This is a genomic window from Pseudomonas putida (genome assembly GCF_026625125.1).
GTDB lineage: Bacteria > Pseudomonadota > Gammaproteobacteria > Pseudomonadales > Pseudomonadaceae > Aquipseudomonas > Aquipseudomonas putida_X.
Map to the genome: position 1 here is coordinate 1,101,951 of NZ_CP113097.1, position 18,333 is coordinate 1,120,283.

At 63.0% G+C, this 18,333-nt stretch carries 20 protein-coding genes; 13 read left to right on the forward strand and 7 right to left on the reverse strand.

The features are described from left to right. The first annotated feature begins 78 nt into the window (after positions 1 to 78). The 6 genes from OSW16_RS05085 (at position 79) to OSW16_RS05110 (ending at position 4,820) form a co-directional block, all read left to right on the forward strand. Entirely contained in the window at positions 79 to 966 is an 888-nt protein-coding gene (locus tag OSW16_RS05085) for an acyl-CoA dehydrogenase (RefSeq protein WP_267821219.1), read from the forward strand. A gap of 63 nt (positions 967 to 1,029) precedes the next feature. Further along, positions 1,030 to 2,112, forward strand: a complete 1,083-nt coding sequence (locus OSW16_RS05090) for a serine hydrolase domain-containing protein (RefSeq protein WP_267821220.1) — start codon at positions 1,030 to 1,032, stop codon at positions 2,110 to 2,112. Then, the gene (locus tag OSW16_RS05095) at positions 2,109 to 2,405 is read left to right on the forward strand and encodes an amidase (protein ID WP_267821222.1); all 297 of its coding nucleotides are present in this window, start codon (positions 2,109 to 2,111) and stop codon (positions 2,403 to 2,405) included. The genes OSW16_RS05090 and OSW16_RS05095 overlap by 4 nt, the downstream gene beginning before the upstream one ends. A 44-nt stretch (positions 2,406 to 2,449) precedes the next feature. Continuing rightward, entirely contained in the window at positions 2,450 to 3,031 is a 582-nt protein-coding gene (locus OSW16_RS05100) for a YceI family protein (protein ID WP_241804763.1), read from the forward strand. Between the two features lies 1 nt (position 3,032). Beyond that, positions 3,033 to 4,190: a phospholipase D-like domain-containing protein gene (locus OSW16_RS05105; protein WP_267821225.1), complete on the forward strand. Its 1,158-nt coding sequence runs from the start codon at positions 3,033 to 3,035 to the stop codon at positions 4,188 to 4,190. 51 nt (positions 4,191 to 4,241) lie between these two features. Further along, positions 4,242 to 4,820, forward strand: coding sequence for a DJ-1/PfpI family protein (locus OSW16_RS05110; RefSeq protein ID WP_267821227.1), 579 nt, complete (start codon positions 4,242 to 4,244; stop codon positions 4,818 to 4,820). Between the two features lie 36 nt (positions 4,821 to 4,856). Here OSW16_RS05110 and OSW16_RS05115 read toward each other — a convergent pair whose 3' ends face one another. Further along, complete coding sequence (locus tag OSW16_RS05115) at positions 4,857 to 5,255, reverse strand: nuclear transport factor 2 family protein (RefSeq protein ID WP_241804766.1); 399 nt, start codon at positions 5,253 to 5,255, stop codon at positions 4,857 to 4,859. A gap of 115 nt (positions 5,256 to 5,370) precedes the next feature. On the opposite strand from OSW16_RS05115, the gene OSW16_RS05120 reads away from it, so the two are divergent. Together OSW16_RS05120 and OSW16_RS05125 are read left to right on the forward strand one after the other, a co-directional pair. Next, a complete protein-coding gene (locus OSW16_RS05120) occupies positions 5,371 to 5,961 on the forward strand; it encodes a GNAT family N-acetyltransferase (protein ID WP_267821228.1) in 591 nt (196 codons plus the stop codon). Beyond that, positions 5,958 to 6,830 carry a carbon-nitrogen hydrolase family protein gene (locus tag OSW16_RS05125; protein WP_267821230.1) on the forward strand — a complete coding sequence of 291 codons (873 nt, stop codon included), beginning with the start codon at positions 5,958 to 5,960 and terminating at the stop codon, positions 6,828 to 6,830. Before OSW16_RS05120 ends, OSW16_RS05125 begins: the two co-directional genes overlap by 4 nt. Before the next feature lie 30 nt (positions 6,831 to 6,860). Here the strand turns inward: OSW16_RS05125 and OSW16_RS05130 are convergent, their stop codons facing one another. Further along, a complete protein-coding gene (locus OSW16_RS05130) occupies positions 6,861 to 8,384 on the reverse strand; it encodes a fumarate hydratase (protein WP_016488901.1) in 1,524 nt (507 codons plus the stop codon). A gap of 249 nt (positions 8,385 to 8,633) precedes the next feature. Between OSW16_RS05130 and OSW16_RS05135 the strand changes: the two genes are divergently transcribed. Next, positions 8,634 to 9,554, forward strand: coding sequence for an iron-sulfur-binding ferredoxin reductase (locus OSW16_RS05135; RefSeq protein WP_267823890.1), 921 nt, complete (start codon positions 8,634 to 8,636; stop codon positions 9,552 to 9,554). A 96-nt stretch (positions 9,555 to 9,650) separates the two neighbouring features. Here OSW16_RS05135 and pyk read toward each other — a convergent pair whose 3' ends face one another. Further along, positions 9,651 to 11,105, reverse strand: a complete 1,455-nt coding sequence (gene pyk / locus OSW16_RS05140) for a pyruvate kinase (protein WP_039604343.1) — start codon at positions 11,103 to 11,105, stop codon at positions 9,651 to 9,653. A gap of 171 nt (positions 11,106 to 11,276) precedes the next feature. On the opposite strand from pyk, the gene OSW16_RS05145 reads away from it, so the two are divergent. The 3 genes from OSW16_RS05145 to sbcB all read left to right on the forward strand — a co-directional run bounded on the left by OSW16_RS05145 (position 11,277) and on the right by sbcB (position 13,629). After that, positions 11,277 to 11,663: a tetratricopeptide repeat protein gene (locus tag OSW16_RS05145; RefSeq protein ID WP_267821232.1), complete on the forward strand. Its 387-nt coding sequence runs from the start codon at positions 11,277 to 11,279 to the stop codon at positions 11,661 to 11,663. Positions 11,664 to 11,786: 123 nt separating this feature from the next. After that, complete coding sequence (locus tag OSW16_RS05150; RefSeq protein WP_241804929.1) at positions 11,787 to 12,146, forward strand: PilZ domain-containing protein; 360 nt, start codon at positions 11,787 to 11,789, stop codon at positions 12,144 to 12,146. A gap of 46 nt (positions 12,147 to 12,192) precedes the next feature. Then, the gene (sbcB, locus tag OSW16_RS05155; protein WP_267821233.1) at positions 12,193 to 13,629 is read left to right on the forward strand and encodes an exodeoxyribonuclease I; all 1,437 of its coding nucleotides are present in this window, start codon (positions 12,193 to 12,195) and stop codon (positions 13,627 to 13,629) included. Positions 13,630 to 13,709: 80 nt separating this feature from the next. Here the strand turns inward: sbcB and mvaT are convergent, their stop codons facing one another. Next, positions 13,710 to 14,087, reverse strand: coding sequence for a histone-like nucleoid-structuring protein MvaT (gene mvaT / locus OSW16_RS05160; protein ID WP_012312927.1), 378 nt, complete (start codon positions 14,085 to 14,087; stop codon positions 13,710 to 13,712). A gap of 297 nt (positions 14,088 to 14,384) precedes the next feature. Between mvaT and purU the strand changes: the two genes are divergently transcribed. Further along, positions 14,385 to 15,236 carry a formyltetrahydrofolate deformylase gene (purU, locus tag OSW16_RS05165; RefSeq protein ID WP_241804771.1) on the forward strand — a complete coding sequence of 284 codons (852 nt, stop codon included), beginning with the start codon at positions 14,385 to 14,387 and terminating at the stop codon, positions 15,234 to 15,236. A gap of 188 nt (positions 15,237 to 15,424) precedes the next feature. On the opposite strand, the gene OSW16_RS05175 is transcribed toward purU, so the two are convergent. Genes OSW16_RS05175 through OSW16_RS05185 form a run of 3 tightly spaced genes read right to left on the reverse strand, consistent with a single transcriptional unit; the run spans position 15,425 to position 18,292 of the window. Then, positions 15,425 to 16,417: a lysylphosphatidylglycerol synthase transmembrane domain-containing protein gene (locus OSW16_RS05175; protein ID WP_267821235.1), complete on the reverse strand. Its 993-nt coding sequence runs from the start codon at positions 16,415 to 16,417 to the stop codon at positions 15,425 to 15,427. Next, positions 16,414 to 17,178 (reverse strand): DUF2334 domain-containing protein, encoded by a 765-nt coding sequence (locus tag OSW16_RS05180; RefSeq protein ID WP_267821237.1) that lies wholly within the window; start codon positions 17,176 to 17,178, stop codon positions 16,414 to 16,416. Before OSW16_RS05180 ends, OSW16_RS05175 begins: the two co-directional genes overlap by 4 nt. Beyond that, positions 17,171 to 18,292, reverse strand: coding sequence for a glycosyltransferase family 4 protein (locus tag OSW16_RS05185; protein WP_241804775.1), 1,122 nt, complete (start codon positions 18,290 to 18,292; stop codon positions 17,171 to 17,173). The genes OSW16_RS05180 and OSW16_RS05185 overlap by 8 nt, the downstream gene beginning before the upstream one ends. Positions 18,293 to 18,333: the final 41 nt, after the last annotated feature.

Consider the following 18,333-nt stretch of genomic DNA (forward strand, 5'->3'; position numbering starts at 1 on the left):
AGGCGCGGTGTCACCCCTGTGAACCTTTGGTGATGCTTGCGTGACACCCCTGACAAGCGCTTATGAGAGGAGCGTCCGATGGCCTGGTTGCAACGACTCAACGATCCCTTTCGCCAGCCTCTGGCCGATACCTTGGGCGAGCTCTATGCCGCGCAGCTCGAACGCCTCGGCGGGTGCGCCCCGTTCGAGCTGGCGGTGCTGGGTGGGCGCGCCATGGCCACACCTGGCCTGGCGTTTCTGCTTGGCTACCAGGCCGCCTTGCGTGCGCTGTGGCCCAGCGCCCCCGCCACCCTCGGCGCGCTGTGCGCCACCGAGGGGCGTAGCGTGCGCCCGGCGCACATGCAGACGCGCCTGGAGGCTTTGCGTCTGACGGGTAGTAAGGACTTCGTGACCGCGGGGCTTGACGCCGAATGGCTGCTGGTGGCGGCACGCAGCGAGGGGCAGGGTGAAGCACCGCGCCTGAGCCTGGGGGTGGTTTACCCGGGTGAGCCAGGGGTGACCCTGGAGGCGTTGCCAACCCTGCCATTGATGCCTGATGTCGGCCACGGGCGCCTGCAACTTCGCCAGGCTGCCTGCGAACTGCTGGCCGGTGATGGGTGGGATGCATACGTCAAACCGTTTCGCTCACTGGAAGATTTGTACGTGCTGGCGGCGATGGTTGCCTGGTTGTATGGCGTAGCGCAGGAAAGCGGCTGGCAACAGGCGCTGCGGTTGCGCCTGATCGGCTTGTTGGCGGGTTGTGCCGAGGCCAGCCGCCAGTGCGCCGACAGTGTCGGCTGCCATTTATTGCTGGCGGGCTTGTTTGCGCAGTTTCAGGCACTGAAGCCGTCCATCGACGAAGCCCTGTCGGCCGGGCCGGCGCAATGGGCGCAGCTGTGGCAGCGCGATCAGGGCGTCATGGCGCTGGCGACGGCTGCTCGGGAAAAGCGCCTGGCCAAGGCTTGGGAGGCTGCCGGATTGTCATGAACGCCTGGCAGGATCGCCTGATCCGTTGACACCCGGGTCGCCCTGCGGCCCCAAGAGGCGTTCATGTTGAAGACCGGGCTGATTATCCTGGCGGTGGCGCTTGGTTCGGCCAGGGCAGAGGACTGGCCCCTGCCGGAGTGGCAAGCCGACACCACGGCCATCGACTGGCAGGCTGTCGACAGCTATGCCTTCCCGGAGCGCGCTACCACCCGGCGCAGCGGCATTCGCAGCGACGCCCTGCTGATCATCCGCGACGGCCGCATCCTGCACGAGCGGTACGCCGCGCCTACCACCGCGAAAACCGCCCACCTGACCTGGTCGGTGAGCAAGAGCGTACTGGCTACAGTGCTGGGCGTGGCCCAGGGCGAGGGGCGTTTTCAGTTGCAGGACCCAGCAGCACGCTATTACCCGCCCATGCAGGCCCACCCCGATGTGCGTATGGCCGACCTGTTGCATTGGGCCAGTGGCCTGGCCTGGCAGGAAGACTACGAATACGCACCGCTGAAATCCTCGGTGGTGGCAATGCTCTATACCCGAGGGCGCCATGACATGGCCGCGTATACCGCTGCAAGGCCCGTTGCCGAAGCGCCTGGGCAGCGATTCCTGTATTCCAGTGGCGACAGCAATGTCCTGGCCGCCGCATTGCGCGGCATGCTCAAGGGCGGTGCTTACCCTGACTACCCCTGGCAGGCGCTGTTCACCCCGCTGGGCATTCACAGCGCCGTGTGGGAGCGCGATGGCAGTGGCACCTTCGTTGGCTCTTCCTACCTCTACCTCAGTGCCCGCGACCTGGCACGCATCGGCCTGTTGATGCAGCGTGAAGGGCGCTGGGGTGGTCGCCAATTGCTGCCGGCAAGCTGGGTCGCCTTCAATCGTACCCTGTTCAGCCAGGCCACACCGCTGCCCGGGGAAGCCAACCCCGGTGGCCACTGGTGGCTCAACCAGCCACTGCCGGGCAGTACCTTGCCCTGGCCTGACGCGCCAGCAGACACCTATGCCGCCCTCGGCCACTGGGGCCAGGCCCTTTACATACTGCCGAGCCACAAGCTGGTCATCGTCCGCTACGCCGATGACCGTGATGGCAGTTACAGCCATAACGAACTGCTAAGGCGGGTGCTGACAGCGCTGGCCAAGGAGGGGGCATGAAGCGGCTGCTGGGGCTGGTGATGCTTGCCTTGCTGGGCTGGGCCTGGCTGGAGCGCCAGGCATTGGCGGATTTCCCGGGTATTCTTTCGGCTTATTCGGCCAAGGAGTATTGCTCCTGCCGTTTCGTCATGGGCCTGGACCCTGACTATTGCCGGGGTTATGTAGCGCAGTGGTTGCCGTTGAGCATGCTGGAGGAAGACAGCCAGCGGCGTCTGGTCAGTGCCGCAGGGCTGGGCCAGCGCAATCAGGCGGCATGGCAGGGCGCGCAGGTTGGCTGCCGCTTGCTGCCATGAAAAGGGCCGGGTAAGGTTGGCGGTCTGGTTTCACGAGATCTGTCATGTTCAAGCTGCCCCGTCTTTTACCCGCCCTGTTGCTGGCCCTGTGCCTGCCCGCCCACGCCAATTGGCACCTCGATGGTGAGTCCTCACGCCTTTCATTCGTCACTGGCAAGGACGGCGACACGGCCGAAGTCCATCGTTTTCTGGTGCTGCATGGTACCGTCGACCGCAAGGGCGCCGCCGGGCTGCGTATCGAGATGGATTCGGTCAGCAGTGGTATCCCGCTGCGGGACGAGCGTATGCGTGACGATCTGTTCGAGGTCGGCCGCTTTGCCGAAGCGACGGTCAAGGCCCAGCTCGACCTGCGGCCGATAAACGACCTGGCCGATGGCGCGCAGATCGAACTGCGCCTGCCGTTGACCGTTACGCTGCATGGCCAGTCGCACAGCTACAACGCCTTGTTGCTGGCAACACGCCTCGATGCGCGGCGCTTTCAGGTGGTGACCCTTGAGCCACTGATTTTGCAGGCCCACGATTTCGGCTTGCTGCCCGGGCTGGAAACCTTGCGCAAGTTCGCCAAGCTCAAATCCATCAACCCGACGGTACCGGTCAATGCGGTGCTGATTTTCAACGCCCGCTGACATGCCGGGGCCGGTCTTTCCCTGGCGTGATGGCAACCAGTTCGAACTGCTGATCGACGGCCCCGAATTCTTTCCACGCATGCTTCAGGCGATCGTGGATGCGCAAGCCCAGGTCGATCTTGAGTTGTATCTGGTCGAGGCCGGTGCGTGCGCCGAAGCGGTGGTCGAGGCACTGGAGCAGGCCGCCCGGCGTGGGGTACGCGTGCGGTGCCTGTTCGATGACTACGGCTCGCTGGCGTTCAATTCGGCTTTGCGCCAACGCCTGCTCGATGCCGGTGTGTACCTGCGCTGGTACAACCGCCTGCGCTGGCGCCGCGGCCTGCGCAACCTGTATCGCGACCATCGCAAGCTGCTGCTGGTTGACGAGCGCCTGGCGGTGGTCGGGGGTACCGGGGTCACCGATGAGTTCTGGACGCCGGGCGAAGCGACCAGCGAGTGGCATGAGGTGATGGTACAGATGCACGGCCCGGTGGTCAGCGATTGGCAGCTACTGTTCGACCGCCAGTGGCAGGCCAACCATCGCCGTACTGCCTGGCGCCCCGCTGAGGGCTTCGGCCTGCCGCGCCTGCCCAAGGTGCCGGTGCATGGCCCGGGCATGGGCCGCGTGGCCTATGCCGACGCCCGCCAGCACCGTGACATCCTGCATTCGCTGGTGCGTGCGCTCAACAGCGGCAAGCAGCGGGTCTGGCTGGCCACACCTTATTTCCTGCCAACCTGGAGCGTGCGCCGTTCGCTGCGCCGGGCGGCAGGCAAGGGCGTCGATGTGCGCCTGCTGCTTACCGGCCCGCGGACCGATCACCCCTCGGTCCGCTACGCCGGCCATCGTTACTACCCTCGTTTATTGCGCGCGGGGGTACGTATCTATGAATACCAGCCGTGCTTCCTGCATTTGAAGATGGCGCTGGTGGATGATTGGGTCAGTGTCGGCTCGTGCAACTTCGATCACTGGAACCTGCGCTTCAACCTGGAGGCCAACCTCGAGGCCTTGGACCCGTCGCTGACGGCCGCCGTGGTCGCCAGCTTCGAACGCGATTTCGCCCTCAGTCACGAAGTCGACCTTGACCACTGGCACGCCCGGCCACTGTGGCGTCGTTTGAAGCAAAGGATATGGGGCTGGATGGACCGGCTGGTGGTCAACCTGCTCGACCGCCGTAACTGAAGCAGACTATCGTGCAGGGTGCTTCCCCAATTACCGAAGGAGTGGATGGCGATGACTGCGAAGAAGATTCTCATGCTGGTGGGCGACTACGTCGAGGACTACGAGGCGATGGTGCCTTTCCAGGCCTTGACCATGGTGGGCCACACGGTGCATGCGGTGTGCCCGGAGAAAATCGCGGGGCAGACGGTGCGCACGGCGATCCACGATTTTGAAGGCGAGCAGACCTACAGCGAGAAGCCTGGGCACAACTTTGCCCTCAATCATGATTTCGTCCAGGTCCGTGCCGAAAGCTACGATGCCTTGCTGATCCCCGGTGGGCGCGCCCCTGAGTATCTGCGCCTGGATGAGCGCGTGCTGGCGCTGGTCAAGGCATTCGACCAGGCCAGCAAGCCGATTGCGGCGGTTTGCCATGGGGCGCAGTTGCTGGCGGCGGCTGGCGTGCTCGAAGGGCGTGAGTGCAGTGCGTATCCGGCCTGTGCGCCGGAGGTGCGCTTGGCAGGGGGCACGTTCATCGATATCGCCGTGGACCAGGCGCACGTGGATGGCAACCTGGTGACAGCGCCAGCGTGGCCGGCGCACCCGGCATGGCTTGCGGCCTTCCTCAAGGTGCTGGGGACGCGCATCAGTTGAGCCGGCCTGGTCGCCGGCTTGCCGGCGCTGCTGGGTTCAACCCACCTGCTCGACCCAGTCATTGAGGTTGTAGTAGTTGCTTACCCGGGCAATCTTCCCGCAGTGAATGTAGAAGAAGGCGCCTGCCGGTAGCACGTAGGTCTGCCCCTTGGCCGCAGGCAATCCCTCATCATCGGCCAGGTACTCGCCATGTACGGTGAACTCGGCCGCCGCGCGGCTGCCGTCGGCATTTTGCATCACCACGATATCGGCCAGGCGCTCGCGGTAGCAGCGGTTCATCTTGTCCATGAACGCGGCAAACCTGGCCTTGCCCATTTGCCGCTCGCCCTGGTTGATGTCGTGAATCACGTCTTCGCTCAGCAAGGCAAGGAAGGCAGGCATGTCGCCGGCATTGAACGCCGCGTAGTAGGCATTTACCAGTTCGGTAGCGGTCATGGAACAGTTCCTGTCGTGTAGGGGAAAGGTGCAGCCTTGGTTCGGATGATAGGGTTTCCCCTCAAGCCCGGCTTAGCCGAGCGCGTCATCCACATCGACAAAACGACCGCCAAGCATGGAAATACGCCTGTTGCACGGCGCCGCTATCGCGCCTTACATCGATGACCTCGCTCGTCTGCGCCTGACCGTTTTCCGCGAGTTCCCCTATCTCTATGACGGCACGCTGGAGTATGAAGCCGAGTACCTGGCAGCCTATGCACGTTCCGGCCGCAGCCTGGTAGTGCTGGCCCTGGACAATGGCCAGGTGGTGGGCGCCTCGACCGGCGTGCCGCTGGTGGACGTTGCGCCCCAGTTTCAGCAGCCATTTCTGGCGCAGGGGCGCGACCCGGCCAGCGTGTACTACTTCGGCGAATCGGTGGTACTGCCCCAATACCGTGGCCAAGGCCTGGGCGTGCGCTTCTTCATCGAGCGCGAGTCCTACGCGCACAAGCTGGCCGGGTTCGATTGCTGCGCCTTCTGCACCGTCGAGCGCCCTGGCGTGCACCCAAGGCGGCCTGCCAACTACAAGCCATTGCACGGTTTTTGGCGAAACCGGGGCTTCCTGCATGACCCGTCCCTGCGCACGCAGTACGCCTGGCGCGACCTGGACGAGCAGGAAAGCAGCGACAAGATCATGTCGTTCTGGCTCAAGGAATTACCGATATGATCCGTGTGGCGGCCTGCCAGTACGCCATCGAGTTGCATGAATCCTGGAGTGCTTACGCCGAGCACCTGCAACGCGTATGCGCCGAGGCGGTGGCGGCGGGCGCTCAATTGCTGCTGTTGCCTGAATACGCCGGCATGGTGCTCAGCGGCCAGTTGCCTGCCGACCAGCGCGGCGACCTGAAAGCCTCCATCGCCGGCGTCCAGCCGTTGATCGAACCCTGGTTGGCGCTGTGCGAAGGCATCGCCCGGCGCTTGGGGGTGTACCTGCAGCCGGGCAGCCTGCCGGTGCTGGACAACGATGGGCACTATCGCAACCGGGCCTGGCTGTTCGGGCCTGAAGGTATGCTTGGGCATCAGGACAAACTCATGATGACCCGTTTCGAGCGAGAACACTGGGGCATCAGCGCGGGCCAGGGGCTGCGGGTATTCGATACGCGCCTCGGTCGCCTGGGCATCCTGATCTGCTATGACAATGAGTTCCCGCTGCTGGCGCGGCACTTGGCCGAAGCGGGGGCCGACCTGATTCTGGCGCCCAGTTGTACCGACACCGAAGCGGGCTACCACCGCGTGCGCATCGGTATTCAGGCGCGGGCGCTGGAAAACCAGATAGCACTGTTGCAGAGCCCGACTGTGGGCTCGGCACCGTGGTCACCGGCGCTGGATGAGAACGTTGGGCGTGCGGGGTTGTTCGTGCCGCCGGATCATGGCATGCCGAGCAATGGGGTGGTGGGTGAAAGCGAAACGCTGAGCCCCGCGGGCAGCCAATGGCTGGTATGCGATGTGGACCTGGGAGCGGTCCGGCGGGTGAGGGAGCAGGGGCAGGTCTTTACCCGGCGCGATTGGCCAGCGCAGTTCGAGCGTATTGCGTGAATCGGGGCCGCGACGCGGCCCCGATACCGATTACTTGACTTCCACCGCCAGGCTTTCGGCGATCTTGCTCTGCCACAGCGCAGGGCCGGTGATGTGCACCGACTCACCGTTGCTGTCCACCGCGACGGTGACCGGCATGTCTTTGACTTCGAACTCGTAGATCGCTTCCATGCCCAGTTCGGCGAAGGCCAGCACCTTGGACTTGCGAATCGCCTGGGCCACCAGGTAGGCGGCGCCGCCGACGGCCATCAAGTAAACGGCCTTGTTGTCCTTGATCGCTTCGATGGCGGTCGGACCACGCTCGGACTTGCCGATCATGCCCAGCAGGCCGGTTTGCTCAAGGATCTGGCGGGTGAACTTGTCCATCCGGGTGGCGGTGGTCGGGCCAGCCGGGCCTACCACTTCGTCACCGACCGGGTCGACCGGGCCGACGTAGTAGATGAAGCGGCCTTTGAGGTCAACCGGCAGCGCTTCGCCACGGTTGAGCATCTCGACCATGCGCTTGTGCGCGGCATCGCGGCCGGTGAGCATCTTGCCGTTGAGCAGGATGGTCTCGCCCGGTTTCCAGCTGGCGACTTCTTCCGGGGTGATGTCGTCGAGGTTGACGCGGCGGGCGCTCGGGCCTGCTTCCCAGACGATTTCCGGGTAGGCGTCCAGCGACGGGGCTTCCAGTTCGGCCGGGCCGGAGCCGTCGAGCACGAAGTGCGCGTGACGGGTGGCGGCGCAGTTGGGGATCATGCACACCGGCAGCGATGCGGCGTGGGTCGGGTAGTCCATGATCTTGACGTCGAGCACGGTGGTCAGGCCGCCCAGGCCTTGGGCGCCGATACCCAGCTGATTGACCTTCTCGAACAGCTCCAGGCGGATTTCTTCGAGGCGGTTCTGCGGGCCACGGGCTTTGAGTTCATGGATGTCGATGGACTCCATCAACACTTCCTTGGCCATGACCGCAGCTTTTTCGGCGGTACCGCCGATGCCGATCCCGAGCATGCCGGGCGGGCACCAGCCGGCACCCATGGTCGGAACGGTCTTCAGAACCCAGTCGACGATCGAGTCGGACGGGTTGAGCATGGCCATCTTCGACTTGTTTTCCGAGCCGCCGCCTTTGGCTGCCACATCGACTTCGACCTTGTCGCCTGGGACGATCGAGTAGTGGATGACGGCTGGCGTGTTGTCCTTGGTGTTCTTGCGGGCACCGGCCGGGTCGGCCAGGATCGAAGCGCGCAGGACGTTTTCAGGCAGGTTGTAGGCGCGACGCACACCTTCGTTGATCATGTCGTCGACGCTCAGGGTGGCGCCGTCCCAGCGCACGTCCATGCCGACGCGCACGAATACGGTGACGATACCGGTATCCTGACAGATCGGGCGGTGGCCGGTGGCGCACATGCGCGAGTTGATCAGGATCTGGGCGATGGAGTCGCGCGCGGCAGGCGACTCTTCACGCAGGTAGGCCTCGTGCATCGCCTGGATGAAATCGACGGGGTGGTAGTACGAAATGAATTGCAGGGCGTCGGCGACGCTCTGAATCAGGTCGTCTTGCTTGATCACGGTCATGCAGCGCGCTCCTCTTAAAGACGGGAACATTCGTAAAGGCCTTCCGACACTGCACACCTGCGTGTCGAAACGCCTGGCAAGGCGTCGACAGGTCAGGCCGACGCAAAAAGGCGCGGCAGTATAGCGCGCCTGTGCCTGCGAAACACCTGCGCGTGGTCTGGACCATGGTCGGCAGGCGACGGGCATCCTTTTTGCTGCCGATGCCGGCTTGCCTTAGAGTGGCGATGTATAGCCGGAGAAGTGATGACCATGCCTGAACTCTGTGTGGGCGAGCGCCGCTGGACGGTGCCCACCGGCAGCAATCTGCTCGATGCCCTGAACGATGCGGGGCTGAACGTGCCCTACAGCTGCCGTGCCGGTAGCTGTCATGCCTGCCTGGTGCATTGCCTGGAAGGGCAACCCGCCGATGCACTGCCAGAGGCCCTGGCGCTGGAAAAACACGCTCAGGGCTGGCGACTGGCATGCCAGTGCCGGGTGACTGACGACCTGCGCGTGGCGGTGTTCGACCCCCTGCTGGACGGCATCCCTGCACAGGTCTGTGCGCTGGACTGGTTGGGTGATGTGCTGCGCTTGCGCCTGAGGCCGGAGCGGGCATTGCGTTATCAGGCGGGGCAACATCTGGTGCTGTGGAACGGCCCGGTGGCCCGGCCCTATTCCCTGGCAAGCCTGCCGGGCGAAGACGCGTACCTGGAGTTTCATATCGACTGCCGGCACCCGGGCGCGTTTTGCGACAAGGCCCGTGGTTTGCTGGTCGGCGATACGTTGCGCTTGGGTGAGCTGCGCGGCGGGGCGCTGCATTACGATCTGGACTGGCAGGGGCAGGCGCTATGGCTGCTGGCGGCAGGTACCGGGCTTGCGCCCTTGTGGGGCATCTTGCGCGAGGCGGTGCGCCAGGGGCATCGGGGGGAGATCAGGGTGATGCATGTGGCCCATGATGAGGCAGGGCATTACCTGGCTGAGCCGTTGATGCAGATCGAGGGCGTGACTGTCGAGCGGGTACTGGCAGGGCAGCTGGATGCAGCGCTGGCGACACTGCGGCCATCATCGCGGCGGACCATTGCCTTGCTGTGTGGCTCGCCGGCCAGTGTGGAGCGGTTCGCGAGGCGGCTGTTCATTGCGGGGGTACCGAGGAATCAGGTATTTGCCGATGTGTTCGTCGCGCATGCCTGACGGCGCTGTGCAGTGATCGAACCGGCCTGATCGCTGCGGCGCGTCGTGGCGACGAACCGCAGCGATGGGCCGCAGCGCGGCCCCGGTCAAGACCGATCAGCCGACCAGCGGATCACCGACATGCAGGATCTTCATGCCGTTGGTACCACCGATGGTGTGGTAGCTGTCGCCCTTGGTCAGGATCACCCAATCACCTTGCGCCACCAGGCCACGCTTGAGCAGTTCGTCGACCGCCGCCTGGCTGACCTTGTCGGCCGGCAGCGAAGCCGGGTCGAACGCGATCGGGTAGACGCCGCGGAACATCGACGCGCGCGCTTGGGTAGCGCGGTGCGGCGACAGTGCGTAGATCGGCACATGCGAGCGCAGGCGCGACATGATCAGCGGGGTATAGCCACTTTCGGTGAGGGCGATGATCGCCTTGACACCCGGGAAGTGGTTGGCGGTGTACATGGCCGCCAGGGCGATGCTCTCGTCGCAGCGCTCGAAGGTGGTGTGCAAACGGTGGCTGGACTTCTGGCTGGTCGGATGCTTTTCAGCGCCCAGACAGATGCGCGCCATGGCCTGGACCGCTTCGATCGGGTAGGAACCGGCGGCGCTTTCGGCCGACAGCATCACCGCATCGGTGTTGTCCAGCACGGCGTTGGCCACGTCGGAAACTTCGGCACGGGTCGGCATCGGGTTCTGGATCATCGACTCCATCATCTGGGTCGCCACGATCACGGCCTTGTTGTTGCGGCGAGCGTGCTGGATGATCTTCTTCTGGATGGCGATCAGCTCGGCGTCACCGATTTCCACGCCCAGGTCGCCACGGGCAACCATCACGGCATCGGAGGCAGCGATCAGCTTGTCGAGGGTTTCGTCGTCGGCAACGGCTTCGGCACGCTCGATCTTCGCCACCAGCCAGGCGCTGCCGCCGGACTCGTCGCGCAGCTTGCGGGCATATTCCATGTCGCTGGCGTCACGCGGGAAGGATACGGCGAGGTAGTCCAGGTCCATTTCCGCGGCCAGCTTGATGTCGGCCTTGTCTTTTTCGGTCAGGGCTGGTGCGGTCAGGCCGCCACCTTTGCGGTTGATGCCTTTGTGGTCCGACAGCGGGCCACCGATGATCACCACGCAGTGCAGTGCATCAGCGGTAGCGGTCTCGACGCGCATGACCACACGGCCGTCGTCGAGCAACAGTTCGTCACCAACGCCGCAGTCCTTGACCAGGTCGGGATAGTCGATACCGACGATGTCCTGGTTGCCTTCGGTCAGCGGGTGGGCGGTGGAGAAGGTGAACTTGTCACCGATCTTCAGTTCGATGCGCTTGTTGCTGAACTTGGCGATGCGGATCTTCGGACCCTGCAGATCGCCCAGCAATGCGACATGGCGGCCGTTCTTGGCAGCGATCTCACGGATCAGGCGGGCGCGCGCCTTGTGCTCGTCCGGGGTGCCGTGGGAAAAGTTCAGACGTGCCACGTCCAGGCCGGCGAGGATCAGCTGTTCGATCACTTGCGGCGAGTTGCTGGCGGGGCCGAGGGTGGCGACGATTTTGGTACGGCGGATGGTCATGCACAGACTCCTATAGTGAAGCGCAGCGAAAGGCTACTCCTGAATCGCCCTGTAGTCATTGTTCCGTTGCACTACCTGAAGGCGGGTACGATATGGCAGCTGCAAGCCGCACGTGGCAAGCTGAAGAAATATACCGGCACGCCGATATACTCTTTATTAAAGGAGATCCCCATGCGAGCCCTGATCGTTTTCGCCCTGGCGGCCAGCGCCGTCGGCTGTACCCGCTGGTCCATGGACCACCACCTGAACAACGCCTATCGTGCGTACGACCGTGGCGATTGCCAACGGGTGATGCTCGAGCTGTCACAGGTCGACCGCACCAGCCGTGCGCGGCCGTTCATTCATCCGGAAGTGTCGTTGCTGCGTGGCCAGTGCCTGGAGCGCCAGAAGCTTTACGTGGACGCTGCACAAACCTACGAGTACCTGATTCAGCAGTATCCACGCAACGAGTATGCCTACCGGGCCAAGGCGCGGCTGCAAACCCTGGAGAAGCTGGGCCACTACCGCGCTGGCGAGGCTGCGATGGCCAACCCGGTGAATACCTCTCCTTGGCGTTAACACCAAGGTGTCGTTTATTTCACGGGATTTGCCGCGCGCGCTGCGCTAACCTGTAACTCAGTTGTTACAACAACCGCCAGTACCTCGTATTCCTGGCATCGGGTACGGACTGCAATTGTGACCATGTTCAACCAGCGTCATATCGAGCGCCATCAGTTACCTTGCGTACTGATGGTCTTCAATCGCGTGACCGATCAGCCGATCGGGCAGTTGGGCAATGCCTCGGAAGATGGCTTGATGTTGATCAGCCAGTTACCGGTGCTGGTGGGCCCGGATTTCGAATTGCAATTGCGCCTGCCGCTGCCCGGTGGCGGCTTTCAGTTCATCAACCTGACCGCCAGTTGCCTGTGGTGCCGTGAGGACCAGACGCCTGGGCATTATGATTCGGGCTTCATGCTGCTGCAGGCACCACGCGAGTACGACGAGTTCGTGCGCTCGTTGCGCGACTATTTCAGTTTCCATCCGGCCAACGCTTCCGTCTGAGGCCATGTCCGCTAGAATCGGGGCGACCTTCGATCAGGACGACCCCGTGACCTCCAGCATTTTCTGGCACGACTACGAAACCACCGGTATCAACCCGCGCTGCGACAGGCCGTTGCAGGTGGCCGGTGTGCGCACCGACTTCGAGCTCAATGAAATCGACGAGCCGATCAGTCTTTATTGCCGCCCCAGCGACGATATCCTGCCGCACCCGGCGGCTTGCCTGGTGACAGGCATCACCCCGCAGCAGCTGGCCAACCAGGGCCTGAGCGAAGCCGAGTTCATGACGCGGGTGCACGCGCAACTGGCCCAGCCGGGGACCTGCGGCGCGGGTTACAACACGCTGCGCTTCGACGACGAGGTTACCCGCTACAGCCTGTACCGCAATTTCTTCGACCCGTATGCCCGGGAGTGGCAGGGCGGCAATAGCCGCTGGGACTTGATCGATGTGGTCCGCACTGCTTACGCCCTGCGCCCTGAGGGCATCGTCTGGCCGCAACAGGACGGGCGCGTCAGCTTGCGCCTTGAATTGCTCAGCAAGGCCAACGGCATCGATCATGGGCATGCCCACGAGGCACTTTCCGACGTGCGGGCTACCATCGCGCTGGCGCGCTTGATCCGCGACAAGCAGCCTAAGTTGTATGAGTGGCTGTTCCAATTGCGCAGCAAGCACAAAGTGATGGAGCAAATCCGTCTGCTGCAGCCCTTGGTGCATATATCGGGGCGCTTCTCGGCAGCGCGCAATTATCTTGGGGTGGTCTTGCCGTTGGCCTGGCACCCACGTAATCGCAACGCGCTGATTGTGTGCGACCTGCAAAGTGAAACCCTACCCTTATTAAGGGAAAGTGCCGAGGTAATTCGTGAGCGCTTGTACACGCGTCGTGAGGAATTGTCTGATGGGCAATTACCCATACCGCTGAAGTTGGTGCAGATCAATCGCTGCCCGGTAGTGGCGCCGCTTTCGGTATTGCGCGCGGCCGATCAGCAACGGCTCGGGATCGATCTGGCGCTCGTACACGCTCGCGCTGAAGAGTTGGCCAATCAGCAGAACGCCTGGCAACACAAGCTGGAACATATTTACGGCAAGGATGACTTTGCTCCGAGTGAAGATCCGGAGCAGCAATTGTATGAAGGGTTTCTCGGCGACCGCGACCGCCGGCTGTGTGAACAAGTAAGAACGCTGGACCCTTCACAGTTGGGGCAAGGCCACTGGATGTTCGATGACCCGCGCCTGCCTGAGTTGTTGTTCCGGTACCGGGCGCGTAACTTCCCGGACACCTTGAATAGCGAAGAGCGGCAGCGCTGGTATGGGTTCTGTCAGCAGCGATTGAGCGACCCACACTGGGGAGCACCGAACACGCTGGGCGACTTCGAGCAGGCGCGGCAAAGCGCCTGGGCCAAGGCGGACGAGCCGGGGCGCCAGGTGCTGGACGCCTGGCAGGCGCATGCCCGACAACTGGCAGAGCACTTTGCCATTCCTTTTTGAGTGGTTTTGTACACGCAAAAAAAAACGCCGGCATTGTGCCGGCGTTTTTGTTTTAAGCAGTACAGCGATCGAGCGGACAATCAGTCCAGCAGGGTCGCCCAGCTTTCAACCACATCGCCACCCCATTTGGCTTTCCACTCTTTCAGGGTTTTGTGGTTGCCGCCTTTGGTTTCGATCACTTCACCGTTGTGCGGGTTTTTGTATTGCTTGACCTTGCGCGCACGTTTGGTGGCGGTGGTCTTGACTGCGCCACGTGGGCCTTTGCTCAGCTTCGATTCTGGGTCGAGCAGGGCAATGACGTCGCGCAGCGATTTGGAGTATTCGCCCATCAGCGTGCGCAGTTTGCCTTCGAACTCCAGTTCTTTCTTCAGCTTGTCATCCTGCGACAGGTTGGCCAGGCGGGCTTGAAGTTCTTTGATGGCTTCTTCGGTGGCGCGGTATTCGTTGATCAGGGACATGGAGTGTTCCTTAATGCGTGTTCAGGAAATGTGTGGAGCAATAATAGACAGGCGATACTCTCAAGTAAACCTATTAATCAGTTCATCAACTGTTTATGTGGGCTGTGACAAAATATCTCAAGGTTAAAAAAATATTTACATTAGCCCGCGTAACTCGTCATGTTTCGCCTGGCTGTTGCTGCGTGCCACGGCCCGTGTCTAAGCGCGCAAGGGGCGGTGGCGGGGTGCAATGATTACTGCGTTTTTCCGGGCGGGCCGCTAGAATGAGCGCCTTTGCGAAGTTCTGGAGTCTTATTCATGCGCACCTATCGTCTGGTGATCGCTTGCCCCGACCGTGTTGGTATCGTGGCGAAAGTCAGTAATTTCCTGGCTTTGTACAATGGCTGGATCAACGAAGCGAGCCACCACTCCGATGAGCAGAGTGGCTGGTTCTTCATGCGCCATGAAATCCGCGCCGAATCGCTGCCATTCGGTATCGAGGCCTTCCGTGAAGCCTTTTCGCCGATAGCCGAAGAGTTTTCCATGACCTGGCGCATTACGGATTCGGCTCAGAAAAAGCGTGTGGTGTTGATGGCGAGCCGTGAATCCCACTGCCTGGCTGATCTGCTGCATCGCTGGCACACCGATGAACTCGATTGCGAGATCCCTTGCGTGATCTCCAACCACAACGACCTGCGCAGCATGGTCGAGTGGCACGGCATCCCGTTCTTCCATGTACCCGTCGACCCGAAAGACAAGGCGCCTGCGTTTGCTGAAGTGTCGCGCCTGGTCCAGGAACATGCGGCCGATGTGGTTGTGCTGGCGCGGTACATGCAAATCCTGCCACCGCAGTTGTGCCAGGATTACGCCGAAAAAGTCATCAACATCCACCACAGCTTCTTACCGTCGTTCGTCGGTGCCAAGCCTTACCACCAGGCCGCCCTGCGTGGGGTGAAGCTGATCGGTGCTACCTGCCACTACGTGACCGAAGAACTGGACGCAGGCCCGATCATCGAGCAGGACGTGGTGCGTGTGAGCCATGCCGACAGCATCGAGGACATGGTCCGCTTCGGCCGCGATGTGGAGAAGATGGTGCTTGCCCGTGGCCTGCGCTATCACTTGGAAGACCGCGTGCTGGTGCACGGCAACAAGACTGTCGTGTTCGACTGATACGGGCTTTGGGGCTGCACTGCAGCCCCAGTTATGCAGGGGGTGAAACATGACAGGCTCACGCAACAAACCCACCGCATCAGCACCGCCTACCCTCGGGGAAGGCTGCCTTTCTCGCTACGACCCCGACGCCCTGAGCGAACAGGACGGCACTGATTTCCCCGGTGCCGCTGAGCTCTGGCGCCAGCTCAACCCGTCTGACGCCGCCAGCGCTCCAGCAGGGGGCGCGCCAGCAGGCAGACAAACACCGGCCCCCCGGCCAGCAGATAAAAGTAGTAAGTGACCGCACGCCAGATCAGGATCGCCGCAGCAGCGGTGGAACTGCCCACCAAAGGCGTCAACAGGCTCGCCGAGGTCAGCTCGGCCGCCCCGGCGCCGCCCGGCAGCAGGCTGAACTGCCCGGCACTGAGCGAGAGCATCTGTACCAGGAAGCTCGGAATCCACGACAACTCCACGCCCAAGCCTTGCAAGACCAGGTACAGCACGCTGTAGCGTAGGCTCCAATGCGCGCAGGTGAGGGTGAACACCAGTGCCAGTGTGCTTTTTGGCAGCTGCCAGGTCTGCGCCAAGGCATCGATGAAGTGCAACAGCTTGCGCGCCCAGCGCCGTTTGCGCGCAGGCGCCACCCCCATGCGCTGCAGCAGCCGCCCATTCAGGCGCATCACCGTCCGTCGGTACCGTAGCAACGCCACGATTGCCGCCAGTGCCGAGCACAGCAGTAGGGCACTTCCCAGCAACATGCTCTGCTGGCTGCGGCCAAGGCTGTGGAACAGTGCGTAACCGGCTATTGCCAACATGGCGCAGAAGAAGAACAGCAGATCGTTCAACTGGTCCATGGCAAACACCGCGCCGCTGCGTGCCGGGCCGATACGGTCACGGGCCAGCAGGGCCATGAGTGTCAACGGCCCGCCGCTGCCGCCTGGGGTGGTGCAAATGGCGAATTCGGTGGCCATTACCACGCCGAGGCTGCGCACGTGGCCAAGCTTTGCTCCCTGCTGGCCAAGCAGCAGGCGCAAGCGCACGGCATTGATTACCCAGCACATCAGGATCATACCCAGCAGGGTCAGCATCAATGCGGGGTCGAAGGCCTTGAGCCTGGGCAGCAGGTCGCTGCCCCCCAGCAGGGCCGGTATCACCATGGCCATCACCAGCGCCATGGCCAGCCAGCCCAAACGGTTCATCCTACTGCCTGGCGCTGTAGCCAGGCCGACTTGGTCAGGGGGGCGCGCCCTTGCATCAGCAGCTTGTCCAGCGTGCGCAGCCAGTAATCTCGTGAGGAGCGGTGGCGCATGTCCACGGGGTGCAGCCCAAGGCGCAGGGTCTCAGCGTTGCGCCAGCGTCTGCACTGCCAGTCACAGACCACCTGCGACACACCACGACGCCAGGCGCTGCGGGCGCTCCAGACCAGGCCTGGGGCATCGAACGCGGTGAAGTCGGGTAAACGATAAAGGTGCTGCGGGGTGCTGGTGTAGCGCAACGGCAATTGGCTCAAGGCCTGGCGGGTGCCTTGGCTCATCAGCCAGGCCGGGGCGACGAAGCCTGCCACGGGCCAGCCTTGCCGGTCGAAGACTTCAAGGCCGGCCTCCAGGCGTTGCATGGCCTGCGCCTGGTTCAAGGCATAGAACTCCCCTTCATGGGTGTACAGGCGGCGCATGAAGTAGTCACGCAGGCTGCGTGGCGCTGGCCCGTCGTCGGCGTGATACAAGCCATGCAGCGCCAGTTCGTCGCCACGCGCCAAGCGTCGTTCGAGCAGGCGGCAGAATGCGGGTGAGCCCGCCAGCGGGTTGCGGTGATGGAAGTTCGGCACTACCAGCCAGGTCATGGGCACATGGCCCATTTCGTCGACGGCCTCGACGAAGGGCTGGTAATCCGGCCAGGTCTCAGGCGCGATGTCATGCAGCACAAGCATCAGGCTGCCCGGCGCGGCGCTGGTCTCAAGCATGGGCGCGTACCTGCGGTTGATGGCCAAGCACCGCCTGATAGTGCTGCAGCAGGCCGGCGACGACATTGTCCCATGAATAATGCTGCTCCACATGGCTGCGGGCCTGGGCCCCGAGCTTGCGCACGCCGGCTTCGAACACCTCACGCACTGCGGTGGCCATGGCCAGGCCGTCGTTGGCCCGGCACAGGCGCCCGCACTGCTCATTGACGATCTCGCCGAAAGCCCCGGCGTGCACGGCCACCACGGGAGTGGCGCTGGCCATGGCTTCAAGGATGACCAGGCCGAAGGTTTCCTGGTCGCCGGCATGCACCAGCAGGTCGGCGCTGGCCACGAGCCGGGCGACGTCCTGCGGCGCACAGAATCGATTGATCACACTGACGTTGTCAGGGACGTTGCTTGGCATGTTCGAGCCTACCAGCAGCAGGTGGTAAGGGCGGCCAAGGCGCTGTATGCAATCGAGCAGTACGGGCAGGTTTTTTTCCCGCGAGCCACGGCCAGCGAAGACCAGCAGGCGGCTGGTATCGGGGATACCCAGTTCGGCGCGCAGTTGTGGGTCACGGTGTTGCGGGTTGAACGTGGCCAAGTCCACGCCCAGGCGCTGCACATGCACATCGCGCACGCCCAGGCGGCGAAGTTTGTCGGCCATCACCTGGCTGGGCGCCAGCACTCGGTCGAAATTGCCGTACAGCTTGCTGACATAGGCTTCTACATTGGGCGTGAACCAGTTGCCCATGCGGTTGCTGACCAGCAGTGGCAAGTCGGAGTGATAGAAGCCGATCACGGGGACATCGAGCTGGCGTCGCGCCTCAAGGGCGGCCCAGGCGGTCAGGTACGGGTCACCCACTTCGATGAGGTCGGGCTTGAGGCCGCGCAGCACATTGCACCAGGGAGCAAGGCGTACGGGGAAGCGGTAGCCTTTGCCAAAGGGCAGGGGCGGCGCCGGAACTTGATAGATGCCGTCTTCCTGGCGAGCACTGGCCCCGGGAATCAACAGGCTGTGGCGTACGCCCTCAATGGCGTCGAGACGGTGGTGTTTGGCATCAAGATAGGTACGTACGCCCCCGCTGGCCGGGGCGTAGAACATGGTGATGTCAGCGATGTGCACGATCAGCATCCCTCCGGGATCGACTTTTGGTCCGTCATCGGGCTGTAACA

What these genes read in the sequence shown, in the direction of transcription:
- OSW16_RS05085 (WP_267821219.1), top strand. Translation starts at nt 79, where the DNA reads ATGGCCTGGTTGCAACGACTCAACGATCCCTTTCGCCAGCCTCTGGCC.
- OSW16_RS05090 (WP_267821220.1), top strand. Translation starts at nt 1,030, where the DNA reads ATGTTGAAGACCGGGCTGATTATCCTGGCGGTGGCGCTTGGTTCGGCC.
- OSW16_RS05095 (WP_267821222.1), top strand. Translation starts at nt 2,109, where the DNA reads ATGAAGCGGCTGCTGGGGCTGGTGATGCTTGCCTTGCTGGGCTGGGCC.
- OSW16_RS05100 (WP_241804763.1), top strand. Translation starts at nt 2,450, where the DNA reads ATGTTCAAGCTGCCCCGTCTTTTACCCGCCCTGTTGCTGGCCCTGTGC.
- OSW16_RS05105 (WP_267821225.1), top strand. Translation starts at nt 3,033, where the DNA reads ATGCCGGGGCCGGTCTTTCCCTGGCGTGATGGCAACCAGTTCGAACTG.
- OSW16_RS05110 (WP_267821227.1), top strand. Translation starts at nt 4,242, where the DNA reads ATGACTGCGAAGAAGATTCTCATGCTGGTGGGCGACTACGTCGAGGAC.
- OSW16_RS05115 (WP_241804766.1), bottom strand. Translation starts at nt 5,255, where the DNA reads ATGACCGCTACCGAACTGGTAAATGCCTACTACGCGGCGTTCAATGCC.
- OSW16_RS05120 (WP_267821228.1), top strand. Translation starts at nt 5,371, where the DNA reads ATGGAAATACGCCTGTTGCACGGCGCCGCTATCGCGCCTTACATCGAT.
- OSW16_RS05125 (WP_267821230.1), top strand. Translation starts at nt 5,958, where the DNA reads ATGATCCGTGTGGCGGCCTGCCAGTACGCCATCGAGTTGCATGAATCC.
- OSW16_RS05130 (WP_016488901.1), bottom strand. Translation starts at nt 8,384, where the DNA reads ATGACCGTGATCAAGCAAGACGACCTGATTCAGAGCGTCGCCGACGCC.
- OSW16_RS05135 (WP_267823890.1), top strand. Translation starts at nt 8,634, where the DNA reads ATGCCTGAACTCTGTGTGGGCGAGCGCCGCTGGACGGTGCCCACCGGC.
- pyk (WP_039604343.1), bottom strand. Translation starts at nt 11,105, where the DNA reads ATGACCATCCGCCGTACCAAAATCGTCGCCACCCTCGGCCCCGCCAGC.
- OSW16_RS05145 (WP_267821232.1), top strand. Translation starts at nt 11,277, where the DNA reads ATGCGAGCCCTGATCGTTTTCGCCCTGGCGGCCAGCGCCGTCGGCTGT.
- OSW16_RS05150 (WP_241804929.1), top strand. Translation starts at nt 11,787, where the DNA reads ATGTTCAACCAGCGTCATATCGAGCGCCATCAGTTACCTTGCGTACTG.
- mvaT (WP_012312927.1), bottom strand. Translation starts at nt 14,087, where the DNA reads ATGTCCCTGATCAACGAATACCGCGCCACCGAAGAAGCCATCAAAGAA.
- purU (WP_241804771.1), top strand. Translation starts at nt 14,385, where the DNA reads ATGCGCACCTATCGTCTGGTGATCGCTTGCCCCGACCGTGTTGGTATC.
- OSW16_RS05175 (WP_267821235.1), bottom strand. Translation starts at nt 16,417, where the DNA reads ATGAACCGTTTGGGCTGGCTGGCCATGGCGCTGGTGATGGCCATGGTG.
- OSW16_RS05180 (WP_267821237.1), bottom strand. Translation starts at nt 17,178, where the DNA reads ATGCTTGAGACCAGCGCCGCGCCGGGCAGCCTGATGCTTGTGCTGCAT.
- OSW16_RS05185 (WP_241804775.1), bottom strand. Translation starts at nt 18,292, where the DNA reads ATGCTGATCGTGCACATCGCTGACATCACCATGTTCTACGCCCCGGCC.